Origin of the sequence: Hymenobacter citatus (assembly GCF_014333615.1) — a bacterium.
GTDB classification, from domain to species: Bacteria; Bacteroidota; Bacteroidia; order Cytophagales; family Hymenobacteraceae; genus Hymenobacter; species Hymenobacter citatus.
Map to the genome: position 1 here is coordinate 54,910 of NZ_JACSCY010000013.1, position 19,017 is coordinate 73,926.

Consider the following 19,017-nt stretch of genomic DNA (forward strand, 5'->3'; position numbering starts at 1 on the left):
CCTACCGGCTCCTAAAAAAGCTGGTAGGCACAACGGCGTCCAAACGGCAGGATAGGGCGTATGTAAACGCCCAAATCTTCCCGATTCTGGTTCAAGAAGGCACAAACGGCCCGAAATTTATATACTGGTACCCAGCAGCTGCGGTAGGACGGCCGTGCAGCAAAGTCAAAAATTCAGCGTCTCTTTGTACTCTATGAAGTATTGGAAATACTACCTGGTGGCCCTGTTGGTCATCCTCGTTGATCAGCTCTCGAAGTGGGCCGTGCACACCTACATGCAACCCGGTATGCCCGGCGAAATTCCGCTCATCGGCGACTGGCTGAAGCTGCACTACACGTTAAACCCAGGTATGGCTTTTGGGGTAGAGCTGCCGCCGCCCTACGGCAAAGTGTTGCTCACTAGCTTCCGAATTGTGGCCGTAGGCTTCATTATATACCTGATTAAGAAGTATTGGCGTCTGGGCGCCGCTTCGGGCCTGCTGGCCTGCGGCGGCCTGATCCTGGGCGGCGCCATCGGCAACCTCATCGACTCGATTTTCTACGGGGTGGTGTACGACAACGCACCTTTCAACGCGCCTACCCCTTGGCTACACGGGCAGGTTATCGACATGATTTATGTGGATATCTACGAAGGTTTCCTACCCGAGTCGTGGCCCCTGGTGGGCGGTATGCACCTCTCGCTGTGGCCTATCTTCAACATTGCCGACTCCGCCATATTCGTGGGCGTGGTGTTGATTCTGATATTTCAGGGAAAATTCTTCGCTGAGCACACCCACGAAGCGCATCCCGTGCAACCCATCCACCGCGACCCAGCGGAAGCTTCAGAGGTAGTTTAAACAGCTGAATCTACCTCATACAACAACGCCCGCGGTAGTATCTACCGCGGGCGTTGCATTTGTATCAACTGGTATTTCTACTTGACCGTCATGCTGAGCTTGCCGAAGCATCTCTACCGCTTCGTCTGATAGCAAGTAATTACTCACGGTAGAGATGCTTCGGCAAGCTCAACATGACGGAAGGCTTACCACACTTGGTGCACCTGTGGCCTGATTTTTTGATTATATATGTCGCGTACGGCCTGCATTTGCTCCTCCGTGAGAGCCGGCAGCTCGGCAGCTTGCAGATTAGAAGCAAGCTGCTCGGGCTTGGAAGCGCCGGGAATCACGCAGCTTACTTCGTCAAACATGAGCACCCAACGCAGGGCAATAGGCGCGAGGTTGGGCTGGTCGGGAAACAGCTGTTTCAGCTCTTCTACGGCGGCCAGGCCCGTTTCGTAGTTCACGCCGGAGAAGGTTTCGCCCTTGTCGAAGGCTTCGCCGTGGCGGTTGAACTGGCGGTGGTCGTCGGGGGCGAAGGTGGTCTGGGGCGTGAATTTGCCCGTGAGTAATCCGCTCGCCAGTGGCACGCGTACAATCAGACCCACATCGTGGCGCTTGGCCTCGGCAAACAGCAACTCCGTAGGACGCTGCCGGAACATGTTGAAGATGAGCTGAATGGTGGTGACGTTGGAGAAATTCAGAGCTTTAAGACCCTCTTCCACGCGCTCCACGCTCACGCCCATGTTCAGGATTTTGCCTTCCTCCTTGAGTCGATCAAACAGCTCGAAAATCTCGGGGCGGTAGTATACGTCGGTAGGCGGGCAGTGCAGCTGAATGAGGTCCAGCGTTTCTAGCTGCATGTTGCGCAGGCTGTTTTCCACAAATTGCCGCAGGGCTTTGGTCTGGTAGGCCTCGTTGGTGTGCGGCTGAAGCTGACGGCCGCATTTGGTGGCTACATAGATGCGCTCCGAGCAGTTGCGCACGAGACGACCCACGGCCTTTTCGCTCTCGCCGTCGCCGTACACGTCGGCGGTATCGATGAAGTTAATGCCGCCATCTACGGCGGCGTTCAGGATGGCATCGGCGTTTTCGTGGCTGAAAGGCTCGCCCCAGCGGCCGCCTACCTGCCAGGTGCCCAAGCTGATTTCGGAGATGGAGAAGCCGGTTTTGCCAAGGGTGCGGTGTTGCATAGGGTAGGGGTGTATGTGGTGTGGTATCGAATTTTAAAGAACGTCATTTCGACCGCAGGGAGAAATCTCGCGTGCAGCAGTAATTTCTATCTGAAGTCAGCACGCGAGATTTCTCCCTGCGGTCGAAATGACGGATGGGGTATCACATGTCTAGTTTCTGGTTGACATGACCGCCTACCCTCTCATACGCAACGAGCGTACTTCTTGCTATGGCGCGGCTCTTTATCTTTACTTGCGTCCCTTCTCTTCCTTCACCTGTTTGCTGTGCCCGAGCCCCTGCTTTCCGTCCGCGACCTGACCATCGACTTTTCCTCCCACCGCGGCGATACGCGGGCTGTGGCCAACGTTTCGTTTGACCTGCACCGGGGCGAGACGCTGGCCATTGTGGGCGAATCGGGCTCGGGCAAATCCGTCACGTCGCTGGCCCTGATGGGCCTGATTCCGTTACCGCCTGGCAAAATTAGCAGCGGCACAGCGGTATTTCAATCGCCTACCTTAGGCGAGATAGATCTGCTGCAACTCACTGATAAGCAGCTGCAACAGGTGCGTGGCAATGACATCAGTATGATTTTTCAGGAGCCGATGACGTCCCTGAATCCGGTATATACCTGCGGCAGCCAAGTGGTGGAGGCCCTGCGGCTGCATACTACCCTCACGGAGAAGGAAGCCGCAGCCCGCACCGTGGAGCTTTTCACGATGGCCCAACTGCCGCGCCCCGAGAAAATCTTCGGCAGCTACCCCCACGAAATCAGCGGCGGCCAGAAGCAGCGCGTGATGATTGCCATGGCCATGGCCTGCAACCCCGCCATCCTCATTGCCGACGAGCCCACCACCGCCCTCGACGTGACCGTGCAAGCCCGTATGCTCCAGCTCATCGACGACCTGCGCCGGGAGCACAACACTGCCGTCCTGTTCATCACCCACGACCTGGGCGTGGTGGCCGAAATTGCCGACCGCATTATGGTAATGTACCGGGGCAAGGTAGTGGAGCAGGGTAGGGTGCTCGATATATTCACCAATCCGCAACATCCATACACTCGTGGCCTGCTAGCGTGCCGCCCAAAACTTTCCATTGGGCGTAAAAAACTTCCTGTTGTGGCCGATTTCATGCAGGAAATGCCCGATGGAAGTATACTTCCTACTTCAAATGGCGCTGTGCAACTGCTTGCTGGCGAAAGCAGTGTATACCCTCAGAACGAAAACAACTTTACCAAAACGTTCCCCGTGGAACATGATAGTGTTCCACGTTCTATTTCGGATGTGGGCAACCTAGAAACAGCTCCATTAGAGTCTGGGCAATTACTACCGGAGGCAACGTCCAACGCCCTGGCAGCCCCCATAGATACTCCCGTAGCAGTAACCGCACGAGAACAATCGGGTGCTGAAACTGCACCGCTCCCAGTATCACAAGCGTCTAACCTTGATACTTCATCAAATCAAGACCATAAGACCCCAATACCCCAGGTCCCCCTTCTCCACGTCGAAAATCTGAAAGTGTACTTTCCTATTCGAAAAGGCTTTTTTCGACGCACTACCGAGTTTGTACGAGCCGTGGATGATGTCAGCTTCACGATTTATCCCGGCGAAACGGTAGGGCTGGTAGGGGAGTCGGGTTGCGGCAAGACCACCTTGGGTAGAACCCTGTTGCGCCTGGTGGAACCAACCAGCGGCAGTATCCTGTTCGATGGGGTAGATCTGGCAACGCTCCCATCCGGGGAGCTGCGTCGTCGTCGCCGTGAGTTTCAGATGGTGTTCCAGGACCCCTACGCTGCGCTCAACCCCACCATGACGGTGGGCGAAGCCATTCTAGAGCCTATGCGGGTGCATGGGGTAGGCGGTACCAAAGCCGAGCAAAAGGCCCGCGTGCTGGAACTGCTGCGCACGGTAGGGTTGCGCGAAGACCACTTCCTGCGCTACCCGCACGAGTTCAGCGGCGGCCAGCGCCAGCGCATTTGTATTGCGCGGGCCTTGGCCCTGCAACCCAAGTGTATCATCTGCGACGAGTCCGTATCGGCCCTCGACGTGTCGGTGCAGGCGCAGGTGCTCAACCTGCTCAACGACCTCAAGCGCGAGTTCGGCATCACCTACCTGTTCATCACCCACGACCTATCGGTGGCCCGCTTCATGAGCGACCGGCTGCTAGTGATGAGTAAGGGAAAGATTGTGGAAAGCGGCCCCGCAGCCGACGTCTACGCCAATCCGCAAAACGAGTACACTCGCACGCTGCTGGCGGCCATCCCCAAAGACGAGCCCGCTGACATCTGGGCTGCCGTGGCCCGCCGCGAGGTTGTCTGAACCACGGATTCGCTCGGATTTATCGGATGACACGGATTTTGTGAATGGGCCTAGCTGTCATGCTGAGCTTGTCGAAGCATCTCGCTCGCTTCGTTGATTCCATATAACGGAGCGAGATTCCTCACCGCGTTAAGAATGACAGCTAGGCCCATTCACAAAATCCGCGTCATCCGATAAATCCGAGCGAATCCGTGGTTCAGACAACCTCACATAGTTGTTTGCCGATATATTCCGTATTATTCCTACCCTGGCTGTTCAGCCGCTTCGTGGTAGCTTTTCGTAGCGCCACCCAATTTACTTTTACCTTGACTGCGGCGCTTTCGCCCGGTCCCATTTTACACCCGCCGCCTGCGAAAAAGACAACCACTGGCGGCTCCTATTTTCTAATGAAAAGAAAAGACGATTCCGCCGCTCCCCGCGCCTCCCGCGCGAAGGCTGCCCGCACTCCGCAAGAAACGGGTGCTCCCACCGCAGCGGTTACCATCAATCAGGTAGCCCGCGAATTTTTCACTTCCAACGAAACCCTTATTCCCTATCGCCAGTTGGCGCGCCGCCTCGGCGTGACTACCAAGGAACAGCGCGAAGTGCTCTTCGGTCACCTGCGCACCCTGCGCGATACCGGGCAGCTGGAGATGGTTGGCAACGACGAGTATCGGTTAGCGGGTGCCGAGCCGGCCGCACCAGCACCCGTTGCTACGCCCGAAGTAGCTCCCGCAGAGTCTACCCCAGAGGCTGCTAAGGGTAGCAAGAAATCGAAGTACGCGGCCGCCAAGCAGCGCCAACCCGAGGCGTCTATCCCCGCGCAAGAAGCTGCCGAGGAGGAGAACCAATTGACCGCAAAAGGCCGGCCGGTAGAAGCTGAGTTTGGCAAAGACCCCGTAATTCACCGCCGCCGCGAGGCTGGCTTCGACCACGCCGGCGACGTGCGCCACCAGAAGAAACGCCGCGCCGAGCGAGATGCTGAGCGCCCCGGCGAGTACATCACTGGCCGCGTGGATCTGGCTACCCAGAAGTTTGCTTTTGTAGTGAGCGAAGAGTCGGAGGAAGATGTGCGCGTGTTCACCGACCGCCTCATGTTTGCGATGGACGGCGACACGGTGCGCGTGCGGTTGCGCGGTCAGCGCGACGGCCGGCCGGTAGGCGACGTGGTAGAAATACTGAAGCGCGAGAAGGACACCGTAGTAGGTCGCCTGATGACGCAGAACGCCGGCTTTGGCTTCGTGAAACCCGACTACCGCAAGCTCTACTTCGACGTGTTTGTGCCAACTGATGGGCTGCACGAAGCCCGCGACGGCGAGAAGGTGCTCGTAAAAATCACGGAGTGGCCCGAGGACCCCGGCCGCCAGCCCGTAGGCGAGGTGGTACGCAGCTTCGGCCAGGCCGGTGAGAACGAAGCCGAGATCAATGCCATCATGGCGGAGTTTGGGCTGCCGTTTGAATTTCCAGCCGAGGTAGAAGCCGAGTCAGAAGCCATTCCAGACGTCATCTCCGCGAAGGAAATCAAGCGCCGCCGCGACTTCCGCGACGTGACCACCTTCACCATCGACCCGGCCGATGCCAAGGACTTCGACGACGCCTTGTCGTTGCGCCAGCTGGAAAACGGGCACTGGGAGGTAGGCGTGCACATTGCCGATGTAACCCACTACGTGCGCCCCGATACGGCCCTGGAAAAGGAGGCCGAGTTCCGGGCTACCTCCGTGTACCTGGTCGACCGCGTGATTCCGATGCTGCCCGAGCGCCTCTCGAATGGCCTGTGCTCCCTGCGGCCCAACGAGGACAAGCTGACCTTCTCGGCCGTGTTTGAACTGGACGAAAAGGGCAAGCTTTACGACGCGTGGTACGGCAAAACTATCATCCACTCCGACCGACGCTTTGCTTATGAGGAAGCGCAGGAGCGTATCGAAACCAAAGAGGGCGACTACGCCACCGAGGTGAATCTGCTCAACGACATCGCCAAAAAGCTGAACACCCAGCGCTTCAAGAAAGGCGCTATCAGCTTCGAGACACAGGAGGTGAAGTTTCGGCTGGATGAGAACGGCAAGCCGGTGGGCGTGTATGTGAAAGAGCGCAAGGATGCCCACAAGATGATTGAGGAGTTCATGCTACTCGCCAACCGCAAGGTGGCCGAGTACGTGTACAAAATCAAAGCGCGCAAGCCGCGCATGACGATGGTGTACCGCATTCACGAAGCGCCCGACCCTGACCGTTTGCAAAACTTCGCTCTGTTTGCCCAGAAGTTCGGGCACACGCTAGACCTTACCAACCCCAAAAAGCTCAGCACCGAGCTGAACGATTTGTCGGAGGAGGTAGTGGGCAAGCCCGAGCAAAACGTGATTCAGACGCTGGCTATCCGTACCATGTCGAAGGCCATTTATAGCACCGAGCCCATTGGGCACTTCGGCCTGGCCTTCGAGCACTACACGCACTTCACCTCGCCCATCCGCCGCTACCCCGATATGATGGTGCACCGCCTGCTGGAGCATTATCTCGAAGGAGGTAAGAACGTACCCGCAGAGCCAGTAGAAGAGGAGTGCAAGCACTCTTCGGAGCGCGAGAAGCGCGCCGCCACCGCCGAGCGGGCCAGCATCAAATACAAGCAGGTAGAGTACATGGCCGATGAAATTGGGGCCGAGTTTACCGGCGTGGTGTCGGGCCTGACGGAGTGGGGCGTGTATGTCGAAATCCAGGAAAACAAGTGCGAAGGTATGGTCCGCATCAGCGACATTCCCGGTGACTACTTCGAGCTGGACAAAGACAACTACCGCTTGGTAGGGAAGAAAACTCACCGCATCATTCAGTTCGGCGACCCGCTGCAAGTAGTGGTGAAATCCGCCAACCTGCTCGACCGTACCATCGATTTTGAGTTGGTAGACCGCCGGCCCGATGCTGTGAAGCGCCGTGAGAAAGACGAGAAGCGCGGCAACCGCGGGGGCAGCCGCCACGGCGGTGGCAAGGACAGCGGCGGCAAACCGGGCAAAGGCAGCAGCAAGCGCCGCCGGTAGAAACGTGTTGCTTGAAAGAACGTCATGCTGAACTGGCCGAGCATCTCGCATGCTGATGGTAGATACTATCTACCATCAGCATGCGAGATGCTCGGCCAGTTCAGCATGACGTTCTTTTGTTTCACGTGTAGTTGCTTTCGCCCTACCCATCTTTCCGTTGTACCTTGCTTGCCTCATCCCATCATCTGCCTTCTGTGGATATTTCTGCCCTTACACGCACGATCAACGACCAATTGGCCCTCCTGTCTTACGGCGACCAACCTACGGCGCTGTACGAACCCATTCGATACATTATGGCCCTTGGCGGCAAGCGTATCCGGCCACTGCTCACGCTTCTCGGCGCCCAGCTCTTCACCAAAGACCTAGCGCCTATTCTGAAGCCCGCGCTGGCCACTGAGGTATTTCACAACTTCACGCTCCTGCACGACGACCTGATGGACCAGGCACCCCTACGCCGGGGTCAGGCCACTGTGCACGAAAAATGGAACCCCAATGTGGCCATTCTGAGTGGCGACGTGATGCTGGTGCGGGCCTACGAGCTGTTCTTTGATGTGCCTAGTGCGCTCCTATCTACCGTGCTGCGCCGCTTCAGCCAAACGGCCGCCGAAGTATGCGAAGGGCAGCAATGGGACATGAATTTTGAAACAGACTCTGAAGTAAGCATCGCGCAGTACCTCGATATGATCCGGCTGAAGACGGCCGTATTGCTTGGGTTTGCGTTGGAGTTGGGTGCCCTGCTCGGCGGTGCATCCGTCACTGAGGCCGACAAATTGCGGCAGTTTGGGACGGCCATCGGCATAGCCTTCCAGCTCCGCGACGACCTCCTGGATGTGTACGGCGACGCGGCTACCTTCGGCAAGCGGGTAGGGGGCGACATCGTATCAGACAAGAAAACCTTTCTGCTGCTTACGGCTCAGGCGCAAGCTACGGCTGCCCAGCAAGCGGTATTGCAGCAGTATATCGGGCATCCTGTTGCTGATGCTGAGGACAAGGTACAAGCCGTCACGGCCGTGTACGATGAGCTCAATATTCGCTTCCAAACGGAGGTGATCATCAACGAATATTTTGAGGCGGCGCTGGCACACTTGGAGCAGGTAACCGTATCTGCGCCGCGCAAAGAACCTTTGCGGCAACTGGCGCTCCAGCTGATGGAACGTGAAAGGTAGCCGCATTTCCACTCGACTTCACTCTTCCTATGGATATTACCCTGATTCTGGTCGTGCTGACGGCCATTATTTCCGTCTACGCTTGGTCGAACCCGACCTTCCTAGACAAATGGATTCTAAGCCCCTTCCTAGTAGCCAAGCGCCAAGAATACTACCGCTTCCTCACCTCCGGCTTCCTGCACGCCGACTGGATGCACTTGCTCTTCAACATGTTTGCCTTCTTCTCCTTCGGGCAGCTGGTGCAAGGTGGCTTCGAGCAGATTTTTGGATTTGAAGGCAGCCTGTGGCGCTACCTACTGCTGTACCTAGGCGGCATCATCGTTTCTGATATTCCCACCTACCTTCGACACCGCCAAGACCCCGGCTACCGCAGCCTGGGTGCGTCGGGTGGGGTAGCGTCTGTTATCTTCTCCGGCATCCTGTTTCAGCCTATTGGCGGCATCCACATCTTTCCGATTCCCTTTAGCATCCCCGGCTTCATATTTGGCTTCCTCTATCTGGGGTATTCCTACTATATGGGCCGCCGCTCGGGTGATAATATCAATCACGATGCGCACTTCTATGGCGCTTTGTATGGAGCAGTGCTCACGTTGTTCTTTATTCCTCAAATAGGTCCGTACTTTATTCAGCAAATCCAACAATATTTATTTTAAATATTTGATTTTCAATAAGATGTAGAATTTTTGCTGCATATAGAGCTTGTGTAAGCTGTTTGTAGCACCACGAGAAGCAAAAGGGCTCGGTTGTATATGCAACCGAGCCCTTTTGCTTCTCGTGGTGCCAGTAGGTAATGTCTATTTGCCAAGCATCCGCTGCTTCTCCAATCGTGCTATGTGGCGTATCAGTTCTCCTGTGTTCGTCACCTGTGTTACCTGCCAGTGGCCGCCGCGCTCAAGCATTTTCACCTCTAAAACCAACGTGGTATCATATTTCGGCTGCGTGAACTCCAGACCAACTAATGCTTGCCCATTGTCTTCTTCTTTCACGTATTTCACGTCCTTAAATTGGCTTTCAGGGCTCACTACTTTACCCACCAATCCCAGTATCGATACATTAATAGCACGCTTTGGTTGTGCTGCTACGGCTGCTTCCACAGAGCCCGTCTCTATGTAGCGCTGCACTTCCTTACGCGCTGCTGCAGCTAGTTGCGGCTTTAGCAGGCGCAAACTTCCCATAAAGGCCGCGCCACCAGGATTCAGAAGTTTCAGTGTAGTGCTCTGTGTAGTTACCTGGTCTACCATACCACTTGCTACGCTCTCTATATCTACGTACTGCTCAAATGCTGCCACGTCGTGTGCCTGTACTGCTGCTGCTGCTTTCAGCAAAGAATATTGCGGCCCCGTTGAAATGCTACGATAATACCAGTAACCTCCGGCCAGTAAGAGGAGCAGTACACCGAGTAGAAGTGTTTTTTTCATGTTGATGCGTTGTATAAGATAAATTGAAAAGTGTGTTGATTAGAATGAAGAGTTAAAAACGCTTAGCCTTTGAGTGAATGTCTGAGATGCGCTATCGCCTCTTACAAAAACCTTTCGACTTGTGCGTTTTGAACCACGCAACGCTCAGATATCAACTACTGCGCCGGTCTATCGCTGACTTGCAAATTGCTTCGGAGCATCATCCACAAGGAACCGTAGATTATCTACAACAGTCACACTTTTTATAATTCAGTAAGTGTAAGCAGTTCTACAAATGCCTGACCAAGTTAGTCTACAGCACTAGGTCGCAGCCGCTCACTGCCTAACCTTATCTGATGACATTAGCCATTGCGGTACTTCAATACGGTAGGGTAGGGTAGGGTAGGGTAGGGTAGGGTAGGGTAGGGTAGGGTAGGGTAGGGTAGGGTAGGGTAGGGTAGGGTAGTTCAACATAAACAAAGGCATCAGGGTAACTTTACTCCTTTGGTATGACAAAGCACGCATAGCTGCTTATATCTTTTCGAGTAATTCTTATTCTCTAAGTAGCATTACCTGCACAACCTTAGTCAGCCATTGAGACTATCATTAGCTACACACGTTTCTCATAGCGACTTCTACATCAACTGATCTTAAAATTGATCCTGCAACTGATGATGTATCATTCAATTCTGAAATGAACGAGGCCTGCCTTTCATTCATTTTGTATATGAACGCCCACACCCTTATCGAGCAGAATAGTAGACCAGCTCTTAATGCTGTCTATTTATGCTACTTATAATCTTGAGCAATAGTCATAGAAAAGAGTACACTATATATAGTAAAGCATTTTACACTTGTACTTGTGTAAAATAGCTCTACCCAAGCTTAAAGCGCCATTTCGGCTAATTTCCTCTATCTAACATCTGTAATGTAACACGCGTTGTTTTGCTGTAACGCACATAGTGTAACTGTAACATTTCCTCTGTTATCTATAGTGTGTAACGTATGATGTATTTACAGTTAGTTGTTATTATTTGTAACAGTTTTTGTTTAATTGTATCAATATTTACAACTTTACAAATAGTAGTTACAATGCTCTCGATATGCCTCATCAAGGAGAAATACTGCAAAATGCCATCAAGAATAGTGGTATTTCTATCACGCGCATTGTAGACGAACTAGGTATTACACGTCCTACAATATATCGTAAGTTCAAGGACGATACACTTGATTACGACTTTGTAAAAAAAATAGGTGACATTATTGGACACGATTTTTCTCATGACTTTACACAAAGTCAACAATCTGTCTTGTCATTTGTAACGAACACCCCTACAAAAGTGTCCAGTATTTCAGCTTTACAGCGTAACACTCCCGCTGTAACACCCTCTCAGGATCAAACAGAACAGCTTTTAGCTCTCCAAACGAAGTACATTGCTCTATTAGAAGCATACAACGAGTTATTGATAAAATTGTATGGGCCTAAATAACAACTATGTTCCACGTGAAACATTTTTGTCAAATAGTTCAATAACACAATAGATAATTCTTGAAGCTGAAGTATGAAGTGTTTACCCTTTTAAAGCAGGTCAACGCGTTAAATGCAGAGATGAAAGAACAGATCAGAAGGCAGTAGCGTAGCACAGTAGTCGATGAGTACTTTCAAAGCATGCTGATGTGGTATAGGGTGTACAATACGTTGAGTGACTGCCCCCCTCCTTTTTGCAGCTCAATAGGCGTTATGCAATCAGCAGAGAAGACAGACAATATTTGACAGTAAAGAAGTGTCCTTTACTGTTCACATGCTCTCTATAAGTCGCCGAACTCAGATGGGTAATAAGAGTCCGTAGCTGTTGAATCATCTTGCCTCTTGACTAGCGTTCAAAAATCTTGATGAGAACAAGTTTGCTAGGAGGATTGAAAAGCGACTGTCTAACTTTCGCGTTGAGGAAAACTAGCAGTAGTATCTTTCTACAGCATCGCCGAATATTACTCTCTGAAACGAAGCGGAGTATAGACTAGAGCGTGTAAGAAATTCAGCAAAAGTAGCTTCGACGGCTTTATCTTAATATATAGCTGACAGCCAAACTACATTAGTATAACGACAGTGTATTACTATGGCTATCTTAAAAACGAGGCGGATAAAAAAGGGGGTAGGCAGAAGGGTTATAAGAAGACAACCTCTTTAATTACTTCCTCCCCGACTTCTGCATTAATGATTTCCAGCACTCGTGTTTTAGCCATCACAAGTTCGTGTTTGAGAGGTGCAGAAGTGAGGCGTACGAATAATTTCCCCTTGCTCACAAAGACCTCCTGGGTTTTAAGCGCAACGGCCTTACCCATCACGCGTTCCCAACTGGCCACTACTACTACCTCGTTCAACTTGCCTTGGATACGGTAAGCCTTCAGCAGAGCCTTAATACCGTCCTTCAATGGCATAATATCAGCCTGACGGTAATTGTCTGAAGGTTTATGTTTTTTCACCGAAAATACGTAAGGAAGCGAAAGCAATACCCTAACAACAGGGGGCTACAAAAGTACACAACAGCTTACCTATAGCGGCACAACCGAACCATTCTCGACACGAAAACGACTTATTTGCTCCGATAAAGCTGATAAGACTTGATCAGTTCGATCGAGGTGTGTGTCAGTGAGGAAAACTTGCCCAAAAGTATGATCGGCAACTAAGCGCATAAGTTGGGTGATACGTTTTTCGTCTAGGCGGTCAAAAATATCATCCAGTAATAAGATGGGTTTTTGCTGTTTGCGAATTGATAATATCTCAAACTGCGCGAGCTTCAGGGCAATGGCATATGACTTCTGCTGACCCTGCGAACCGTAATTTTTGACGGGCAAGTCGTTCATAAGAAAAACGAAATCGTCGCGGTGTGGGCCAGCGTGTGTACGCTGGAGTAGTAAGTCCTTGCGCTCATTGAGACGTAGCACTTTCAAGAAATCAGTAACTGGTACCTGACTTTTATACGTGAGCATTACTTCCTCTCGATCATCAGAAAGCTGCTGATAATGCCGCTGAAAAATAGGGATGAACTCATTTAAGAATTGCTGACGGAGCTGAGCTAATTGCTCACCAAGAGGAGCCAACTGCTCATCTAACACTAAAAGATAATCCCGATCGTATGCTTGACCATTGGATGCTTTGAGTAACGCATTACGCTGACGTAGTAGGTGGGAGTAAGAAATTAACAACTCCAAATAGGTATGGTCGAGCTGTGACATGAGGCTATCGAAATATCGCCGCCTATCTTCGCTACCCTGCCGGATGAGGTCTGTATCGTAGGGAGAAATCAATACCACGGGGTAACGACCGATATGATCGGATATACGTTCGTAAGGCTGCTTGTCGTGCGTGACGGTTTTCTTCTGGCCTACCCGTAAGCTACACTGGATAACCTCGTCTAACGGCTCGGGGGTAGGGGAGTGAAACCGACCGCGTACCACAAAGAACTCTTCTCCGTGTTTAATTGTCTGCGTATCAGAGGCGTTAAAAGCGCTTTTGGTGATCGACAAATAGTGGATAGCATCCAACAGATTGGTTTTGCCACTACCATTATCACCAATGAAGCAATTAATATGTGGTGAGAGGCGTAGATTGACTTCTTCATAGTTTTTGAAGAAGAGAAGGTGCAGAGTTTCAAGATTCATTCGGGTTCGGAATTGCAATCCTTTTACGTACTTTCGCATCCCAAACGCGAACAACCAAGAGCACGATGGCGGAGACGAAAGTAAAGGCTGCCCCCAAAGCTTCCAAGGAGAGCAAGCCAGCTAAAACGAAAAATGCCCCCAGCGGTAAGGCCACACCTTCCGAAGCTGCGGTAGAAGCAACGGAGTTGATGGATACGGTGCAACAACCCGATTCGGGTGCACCAGCCTCCAACCCCGAAGCGAAAGAAGCTACGGGCGCCCCTAAGGCTACGACGCCGGATACCCCAGAGTTTTCGAAAGAGCAATACCTATCTTGGTATGAGCAAATGCAGCTCATGCGCAAGTTTGAAGAGAAAGCCGGTCAGCTGTATGGTCAGCAAAAAATCAAAGGATTCTGCCACCTCTATATAGGACAGGAGGCTTGCGTGGCCGGCGCCGTATCGGCCTTGACCAAGGATGACAAGTGGATTACGGCCTATCGTGACCACGCGCATCCATTGGCTCTAGGCACGTCGCCCAATGCCATCATGGCCGAGCTGTTTGCAAAGGAAACCGGCTGCTCAAAAGGCAAAGGTGGTTCGATGCACATGTTCGACAAAGAGGTAAACTTTATGGGTGGCCACGGCATCGTAGGTGCTCAGGTGCCGATGGGCGCTGGTATTGCCTTTGCCGAGAAGTACAACAAGACCGGTAACCTGTGCATTTGCTACATGGGCGACGGCGCCGTACGCCAGGGCGCGCTGCACGAGGCCTTCAACATGGCCATGCTGTGGAAGCTGCCGGTTATTTTCGTTATCGAAAACAACGGCTACGCCATGGGTACTTCGGTGCAGCGTACTTCCAACGTAACCGAGCTGTATAAGCTGGGTCTGTCGTACGACATGCCTTCGGAGCCGGTGAATGCGATGAACGTGGAGGACGTGCACGAAGCTGTAGCCCGCGCTGCTGAGCGCGCCCGCGCCGGCGAAGGTCCTACCCTGCTGGAGTTCAAAACCTACCGCTACAAAGGTCACTCGATGAGCGACCCGGCGAAGTACCGTACCAAAGAGGAGTTGGAAGACTTCCGCTCGCGCGATACCATCGAAGCAGTGCGCCATACCATTCTAACGCACAACATGGCATCGGAAGAAGAGTTGAACGCCATCGACGAGAGAATCAAAGGACAGGTGCAAGAGTCAGTTGACTTCGCTGAAAATTCTGCTTTCCCCGATCCGGAAGAACTCTACCGCGATGTATATGTAGAGGAAGACTATCCTTTCATCCGCGAATAGCATCGCTTTTTTTGACAAGCATCTTTGCGGCTCTCCTGAGCCATTCGTAGTATGTCCAAGATTCCTTATACGCGTAACAGCCCACAGAATCGCCCGCAACGCGTGTCTACTGACCCATTGCAGCCCGCAACACATGAGGGCGAATTTGGCAATGCAGAACACCCGTTGTTAGAAGATCCGGATGCTCTAGCCATCCGGTTGGCCGAATCGGAAGACTTTGTGCGTCGTAACAAAAACCTATTGCTAGGTTTGCTGACTGTAGTGGTGTTAGCTATAGTAGGCGCTATTGGCTACTATATGTGGCGCTCGTCGCAGGATGAGAAAGCGCAGACTGCCATGTTCCAGGCCGTCAACTATTGGGAAGCCGATTCGCTAAGCAAAGCCATGCAAGGCGATGGGCAATACGATGGCTTAACTACGATTGCCTCAGAGTACGGCAATACGAAGGCTGGCAACTTGGCCAGTTTCTATGCTGGTGTAGCCGCGCTAAAGCAGGGCAAATTCCAGGCGGCCATTGACTACTTGGAGGACTTTAGCTCCGATGATCTGCTAGTACAGGCCCGGGCCTACTCCTTGATAGGTGATGCCAATATGGAGCTGAACAAGTACAAGGAAGCCGCCGATTTCTACGACAAGGCAGCGAACTACAAAGCCAACGAATACTTCTCGCCAGAGTACCTGATGAAGAAAGCAACGGCCCAGGAAATGGCGAAGGACTACAGCGGAGCAGTAGAAACCTACGATAAAATCATTAACGATTATCAAAGCGCTCAGCAGGTAAACGAAGCGCGCCAGATGAAAGCCCGCGCCGAAGCACTAGCTGGCAAGTAAAACCCGATGGCAGTTTTGCTGTTCTAGCAACTACTATAAGAAGGACGGTCCAGTACCGTCCTTTTTTTATAAAGGCGGGTAGCAACTGGTATAAGTTATTTACCACATCCGCGAAATCATCCACATTTGCACAACCTGCGCTACATGGCAACTGCTCTCAAAAACCTCAGCGACTACACCTCCGACCATTTCATTGACATCAGCGACAAGCGCTTTGGCCTGGTAGTGGCCGAGTGGAATCGCGAAATCACGGATACGCTGGCGCAGGGCGCGTACGAAACGCTACTTAAGCACGGCGCGAAAGAAGAAAATATTTACCGCAATACTGTGCCGGGCAGTTTCGAGCTGACGTTGGGTGCCCAACTGCTGGCTCAGCACGAGGAGATAGATGCTGTAATTTGCCTGGGGGTGGTTATCAAAGGCGAGACAAAACACGATGATTACATCTGTCACGCCGTAGCCCAAGGCATCACCAACGTGGGACTGAAATTTAATAAGCCCGTCATTTTTGGGTTGGTTACCACCAACACCCTGGAGCAAGCCTGGGACCGGGCTGGCGGCAAGCATGGCAACAAGGGAGTGGAGGGTGCAGTGGCTGCCATTCATATGCTGGGCTTCTGAGTTCTGAAAGATGCAGTACATAGAAGGGTAGGAATGAAAAAGCGGCGTTAGCTAATTAGTTGACAAAGACGTAGCTTTGCGGCCGAAAAGCCTTGCGCAGCGTTAGCTGATTGGCGGAATATGACCCAGGCAGTACCGTATAAACTTATTTATAGAAGCTACTGTTGAGTGGCTATTCCGGCAAATAGTTAATAGAGCTATGCTGGTAGGCAATCAATCACCCCTTTATCATATTTTCCCTGCCCAACATGAGTGACGACAACCTACGCTATTCCAGGGAAGAGCTAGCTGAGTTCGAGCAGATTATTCAGGACAAGCTAACCGCTGCCCGGAAAGAAGTGAGCTTCATCAAGGAAACCCTGAGCCGGCGCAACGATTCGGGTACCGATAACACGGCGTCATCGTCGAAGGTATTGGAAGACGGCGCTGATACTGCCGAGAAAGAAAGCCTGAACCAGTTGGCCTCGCGCCAAATGAAGTTTATCCAACAGCTGGAAAATGCGCTGATTCGTATCAAAAACGGTACCTACGGTGTGTGCATCGGCACGGGTAAGCTAATTCCGAAAGAGCGCCTACGCGCTGTGCCGCATACGCAGCACTCGATTGAAGCGAAAATGGCCCGCCGCGACTAGCGGTAGGTTGCTATCTTAATGTGCCCGGACGGGTTGGTTGGAAGCTGCAAAGTACCTAGCCGCCGGTCCGGGCACTGTTTTCTGAGGCTGAGTGTTGGGAGTCTCAGTTCACAATCAACCATTGATTTTTCATTTTGCACCGTAGCGATACGGCGCTAACCCTTGCAATTATGGGCAAGAAACACTTCTCCGATGAATCTGCCGGCCGTCGTGGTCGCACTTCTTTCAATGACAAAAACGCTCCCGACAAGCGAGGCGCCAAGCCCTACCGCAGTGGCGGCGCTGGTAGCGACCGTTCGGGTAATGGCCGGTTCGAACGCGACAATGACCGCCGGGGTGAAGGTTTTTCGTCGCGTCCATCATTTGGCCGGCCGCAGGGACAGGGTAGCCGCCCTGGTGGCAACCGTGATTTCGGCAACCGAAGCTTCGGAGAAGACCGTAACAGCGATGGCCGCAGCTTTGGTAGCAACGACCGGCGCCCGAGTGGGGGTAGGGAGTTTGGCGGCAACGACCGTCGCGCAGGTGGAGGTCGAGACTTCGGTGGCTCTGACCGTCGTACGGGTGGTAGCCGCAATGATGGCTACGGTCAGCGGGAGCAGTCCAACAACCGCCCGGTGCGTGCTTACGAATCGAGAGAAACCTGGAGCGGCCAGCCTTACCGCCAGGAGGGTAAGCCAACCGTGCCACGCGGTGCACCAGGTGAGCGAAACCGAAAGTTTCAGAAGGCGAATCCAAATGCGGACGTTCCGTCTTTCCGACCACAGCCGGAAGCGCCTACCCGCCCCGAGCGTAACGAAGCGACGGGAACTGACCGTCCTATCCGGGCCGCACGCCCGTTCGACTACCGCGGTAAGCCTGAGGAAGGCAACACGGGCAGCGAGCGGCCGGCCCGTACGTTTGAGCGCGGCAACGAAGACCGTCGCGACAACCGAGGTAGCTACGGCGACCGGAAGACAGCGGGCGGTTTCGGGAAGCGCGACTTTGGCGGGCAGCGCGAAGGCCGTCCGTCGTACGGTGACCGACAGGAGCGCAACTTTGGGGGCGGTAGTCGCAGCTTCAGCGAGCTACGGGCAAGCCGGGCGTATGAGACACGGGAGCGTCGGAGTGGTACTACTACGGACAAGAAATTGGCACCTGATGCCAATGCTCACCGCGCCGGTAAGCTGAAGCGTGGCGAAGTGGCTGGCCAGGCACCCGACTACAAAAACCTAAAGCATTACGAGCAAGACCCGAACCGCGGCAACAAGCGTCGTCGTAATGAAGAAGAATTTGGGACGGAAGTAATCCGCCTGAACCGCTACATCGCTAACGCGGGCATTTGCTCGCGTCGGGAAGCCGATGCGCTGATTGCGGCCGGTGAAATTCGGGTAAATGGTGAGGTAGTAACCGAAATGGGCTATCAAGTGCAGCCATCGGATACGGTGCAGTACGGCAAAACCAACCTCAACCGCGAGAAGCTGGTGTATGTGCTGCTGAACAAGCCCAAGGACTTCATCACGACTACCGATGACCCAGAAGGCCGCAAAACGGTAATGGACTTGGTGGCAGGTGCTTCCAAGGAGCGTATCTTCCCAGTAGGTCGCCTTGACCGCAATACGACGGGTCTGTTGCTCTTTACTAACGACGGCGAAGTAGCACAGAAGCTTTCGCACCCTTCTAATAAGAACAAGAAGATCTACCAGGTAGAGCTGGACAAGCCCCTAACGGAAGCCGACCTGCGCAGCATCTCGGAGGGCCTGGATTTGGAAGACGGCAAGGCAGAGGTAGACGATGTGGCCGTGGTAGCTGGCAACGCGCACTTTGTGGGCATTGAGCTGCACACGGGACGTAACCGCATTGTACGCCGCATCTTTGAGCACCTAGGCTACGAGGTAGTAACGCTGGACCGCGTGCAGTACGCCGGCCTCACTAAAAAGGACCTGCCCCGCAGCAAGTGGCGCTTCCTGACAGAAAAAGAAGTTATTCGGCTGAAATACTTTATGTAGTACGCAACCCCCTAGCAACATTGGGGCTCTTAGAGGTGAGCTGTGAGATGGTGAAATGGTGAGTTTGATGTTCTGCTGGTACCGCTTGTGCGACTCGTACCACTATAAGGAACATCAACTTACCACCTCACTACTCACCATTTCACC

Annotated in this window: 16 protein-coding genes; 11 read left to right on the plus strand and 5 right to left on the minus strand. The window is 53.0% G+C overall.

What is annotated here, in order from left to right:
* Positions 1 to 193: 193 nt before the first annotated feature.
* A complete protein-coding gene (locus H8B15_RS15295) occupies positions 194 to 835 on the plus strand; it encodes a lipoprotein signal peptidase (RefSeq protein WP_187320549.1) in 642 nt (213 codons plus the stop codon).
* Between the two features lie 185 nt (positions 836 to 1,020).
* Here the strand turns inward: H8B15_RS15295 and H8B15_RS15300 are convergent, their stop codons facing one another.
* Positions 1,021 to 2,007: an aldo/keto reductase gene (locus tag H8B15_RS15300; protein WP_187320550.1), complete on the minus strand. Its 987-nt coding sequence runs from the start codon at positions 2,005 to 2,007 to the stop codon at positions 1,021 to 1,023.
* A gap of 264 nt (positions 2,008 to 2,271) precedes the next feature.
* On the opposite strand from H8B15_RS15300, the gene H8B15_RS15305 reads away from it, so the two are divergent.
* The 4 genes from H8B15_RS15305 to H8B15_RS15320 all read left to right on the plus strand — a co-directional run bounded on the left by H8B15_RS15305 (position 2,272) and on the right by H8B15_RS15320 (position 9,123).
* Positions 2,272 to 4,302 carry a dipeptide ABC transporter ATP-binding protein gene (locus tag H8B15_RS15305; protein WP_187320551.1) on the plus strand — a complete coding sequence of 677 codons (2,031 nt, stop codon included), beginning with the start codon at positions 2,272 to 2,274 and terminating at the stop codon, positions 4,300 to 4,302.
* Positions 4,303 to 4,688: 386 nt separating this feature from the next.
* On the plus strand, positions 4,689 to 7,304 hold the full coding sequence (rnr, locus tag H8B15_RS15310) for a ribonuclease R (RefSeq protein WP_187320552.1): 2,616 nt from the start codon (positions 4,689 to 4,691) through the stop codon (positions 7,302 to 7,304).
* Between the two features lie 194 nt (positions 7,305 to 7,498).
* On the plus strand, positions 7,499 to 8,470 hold the full coding sequence (locus H8B15_RS15315) for a polyprenyl synthetase family protein (RefSeq protein ID WP_187320553.1): 972 nt from the start codon (positions 7,499 to 7,501) through the stop codon (positions 8,468 to 8,470).
* 29 nt (positions 8,471 to 8,499) lie between these two features.
* Positions 8,500 to 9,123 (plus strand): rhomboid family intramembrane serine protease, encoded by a 624-nt coding sequence (locus H8B15_RS15320; RefSeq protein ID WP_187320554.1) that lies wholly within the window; start codon positions 8,500 to 8,502, stop codon positions 9,121 to 9,123.
* 141 nt (positions 9,124 to 9,264) lie between these two features.
* Here H8B15_RS15320 and H8B15_RS15325 read toward each other — a convergent pair whose 3' ends face one another.
* Positions 9,265 to 9,888 carry a hypothetical protein gene (locus H8B15_RS15325; protein WP_187320555.1) on the minus strand — a complete coding sequence of 208 codons (624 nt, stop codon included), beginning with the start codon at positions 9,886 to 9,888 and terminating at the stop codon, positions 9,265 to 9,267.
* A gap of 315 nt (positions 9,889 to 10,203) precedes the next feature.
* Positions 10,204 to 10,353, minus strand: a complete 150-nt coding sequence (locus tag H8B15_RS15330) for a hypothetical protein (RefSeq protein WP_187320556.1) — start codon at positions 10,351 to 10,353, stop codon at positions 10,204 to 10,206.
* Between the two features lie 617 nt (positions 10,354 to 10,970).
* Here H8B15_RS15330 and H8B15_RS15335 point away from each other — a divergent pair.
* Complete coding sequence (locus H8B15_RS15335) at positions 10,971 to 11,357, plus strand: helix-turn-helix domain-containing protein (RefSeq protein WP_187320557.1); 387 nt, start codon at positions 10,971 to 10,973, stop codon at positions 11,355 to 11,357.
* 676 nt (positions 11,358 to 12,033) lie between these two features.
* Here the strand turns inward: H8B15_RS15335 and H8B15_RS15340 are convergent.
* Positions 12,034 to 12,351 carry a DciA family protein gene (locus H8B15_RS15340; protein WP_258048950.1) on the minus strand — a complete coding sequence of 106 codons (318 nt, stop codon included), beginning with the start codon at positions 12,349 to 12,351 and terminating at the stop codon, positions 12,034 to 12,036.
* A gap of 69 nt (positions 12,352 to 12,420) precedes the next feature.
* Positions 12,421 to 13,530 (minus strand): DNA replication/repair protein RecF, encoded by a 1,110-nt coding sequence (recF, locus tag H8B15_RS15345; protein ID WP_187320558.1) that lies wholly within the window; start codon positions 13,528 to 13,530, stop codon positions 12,421 to 12,423.
* Positions 13,531 to 13,595: 65 nt separating this feature from the next.
* On the opposite strand from recF, the gene pdhA reads away from it, so the two are divergent.
* The 5 genes from pdhA to H8B15_RS15370 all read left to right on the plus strand — a co-directional run bounded on the left by pdhA (position 13,596) and on the right by H8B15_RS15370 (position 18,870).
* Entirely contained in the window at positions 13,596 to 14,801 is a 1,206-nt protein-coding gene (pdhA, locus tag H8B15_RS15350; protein WP_246455519.1) for a pyruvate dehydrogenase (acetyl-transferring) E1 component subunit alpha, read from the plus strand.
* Between the two features lie 51 nt (positions 14,802 to 14,852).
* Positions 14,853 to 15,632: a tetratricopeptide repeat protein gene (locus H8B15_RS15355; RefSeq protein WP_246455521.1), complete on the plus strand. Its 780-nt coding sequence runs from the start codon at positions 14,853 to 14,855 to the stop codon at positions 15,630 to 15,632.
* 144 nt (positions 15,633 to 15,776) lie between these two features.
* On the plus strand, positions 15,777 to 16,253 hold the full coding sequence (ribH, locus tag H8B15_RS15360) for a 6,7-dimethyl-8-ribityllumazine synthase (protein ID WP_187320559.1): 477 nt from the start codon (positions 15,777 to 15,779) through the stop codon (positions 16,251 to 16,253).
* Between the two features lie 248 nt (positions 16,254 to 16,501).
* A complete protein-coding gene (locus H8B15_RS15365; RefSeq protein ID WP_185281860.1) occupies positions 16,502 to 16,885 on the plus strand; it encodes a TraR/DksA family transcriptional regulator in 384 nt (127 codons plus the stop codon).
* 170 nt (positions 16,886 to 17,055) lie between these two features.
* Positions 17,056 to 18,870, plus strand: a complete 1,815-nt coding sequence (locus H8B15_RS15370; RefSeq protein WP_187320560.1) for a pseudouridine synthase — start codon at positions 17,056 to 17,058, stop codon at positions 18,868 to 18,870.
* Positions 18,871 to 19,017: the final 147 nt, after the last annotated feature.

Excerpts from the sequence above, each read along its gene's own strand:
- H8B15_RS15370 (WP_187320560.1), top strand. The coding sequence starts at position 17,056 with ATGGGCAAGAAACACTTCTCCGATGAATCTGCCGGCCGTCGTGGTCGC.
- recF (WP_187320558.1), bottom strand. The coding sequence starts at position 13,530 with ATGAATCTTGAAACTCTGCACCTTCTCTTCTTCAAAAACTATGAAGAA.
- H8B15_RS15320 (WP_187320554.1), top strand. The coding sequence starts at position 8,500 with ATGGATATTACCCTGATTCTGGTCGTGCTGACGGCCATTATTTCCGTC.
- ribH (WP_187320559.1), top strand. The coding sequence starts at position 15,777 with ATGGCAACTGCTCTCAAAAACCTCAGCGACTACACCTCCGACCATTTC.
- H8B15_RS15365 (WP_185281860.1), top strand. The coding sequence starts at position 16,502 with ATGAGTGACGACAACCTACGCTATTCCAGGGAAGAGCTAGCTGAGTTC.
- H8B15_RS15325 (WP_187320555.1), bottom strand. The coding sequence starts at position 9,888 with ATGAAAAAAACACTTCTACTCGGTGTACTGCTCCTCTTACTGGCCGGA.
- H8B15_RS15300 (WP_187320550.1), bottom strand. The coding sequence starts at position 2,007 with ATGCAACACCGCACCCTTGGCAAAACCGGCTTCTCCATCTCCGAAATC.
- H8B15_RS15335 (WP_187320557.1), top strand. The coding sequence starts at position 10,971 with ATGCCTCATCAAGGAGAAATACTGCAAAATGCCATCAAGAATAGTGGT.
- pdhA (WP_246455519.1), top strand. The coding sequence starts at position 13,596 with ATGGCGGAGACGAAAGTAAAGGCTGCCCCCAAAGCTTCCAAGGAGAGC.
- H8B15_RS15355 (WP_246455521.1), top strand. The coding sequence starts at position 14,853 with ATGTCCAAGATTCCTTATACGCGTAACAGCCCACAGAATCGCCCGCAA.
- H8B15_RS15295 (WP_187320549.1), top strand. The coding sequence starts at position 194 with ATGAAGTATTGGAAATACTACCTGGTGGCCCTGTTGGTCATCCTCGTT.
- rnr (WP_187320552.1), top strand. The coding sequence starts at position 4,689 with ATGAAAAGAAAAGACGATTCCGCCGCTCCCCGCGCCTCCCGCGCGAAG.
- H8B15_RS15330 (WP_187320556.1), bottom strand. The coding sequence starts at position 10,353 with ATGCCTTTGTTTATGTTGAACTACCCTACCCTACCCTACCCTACCCTA.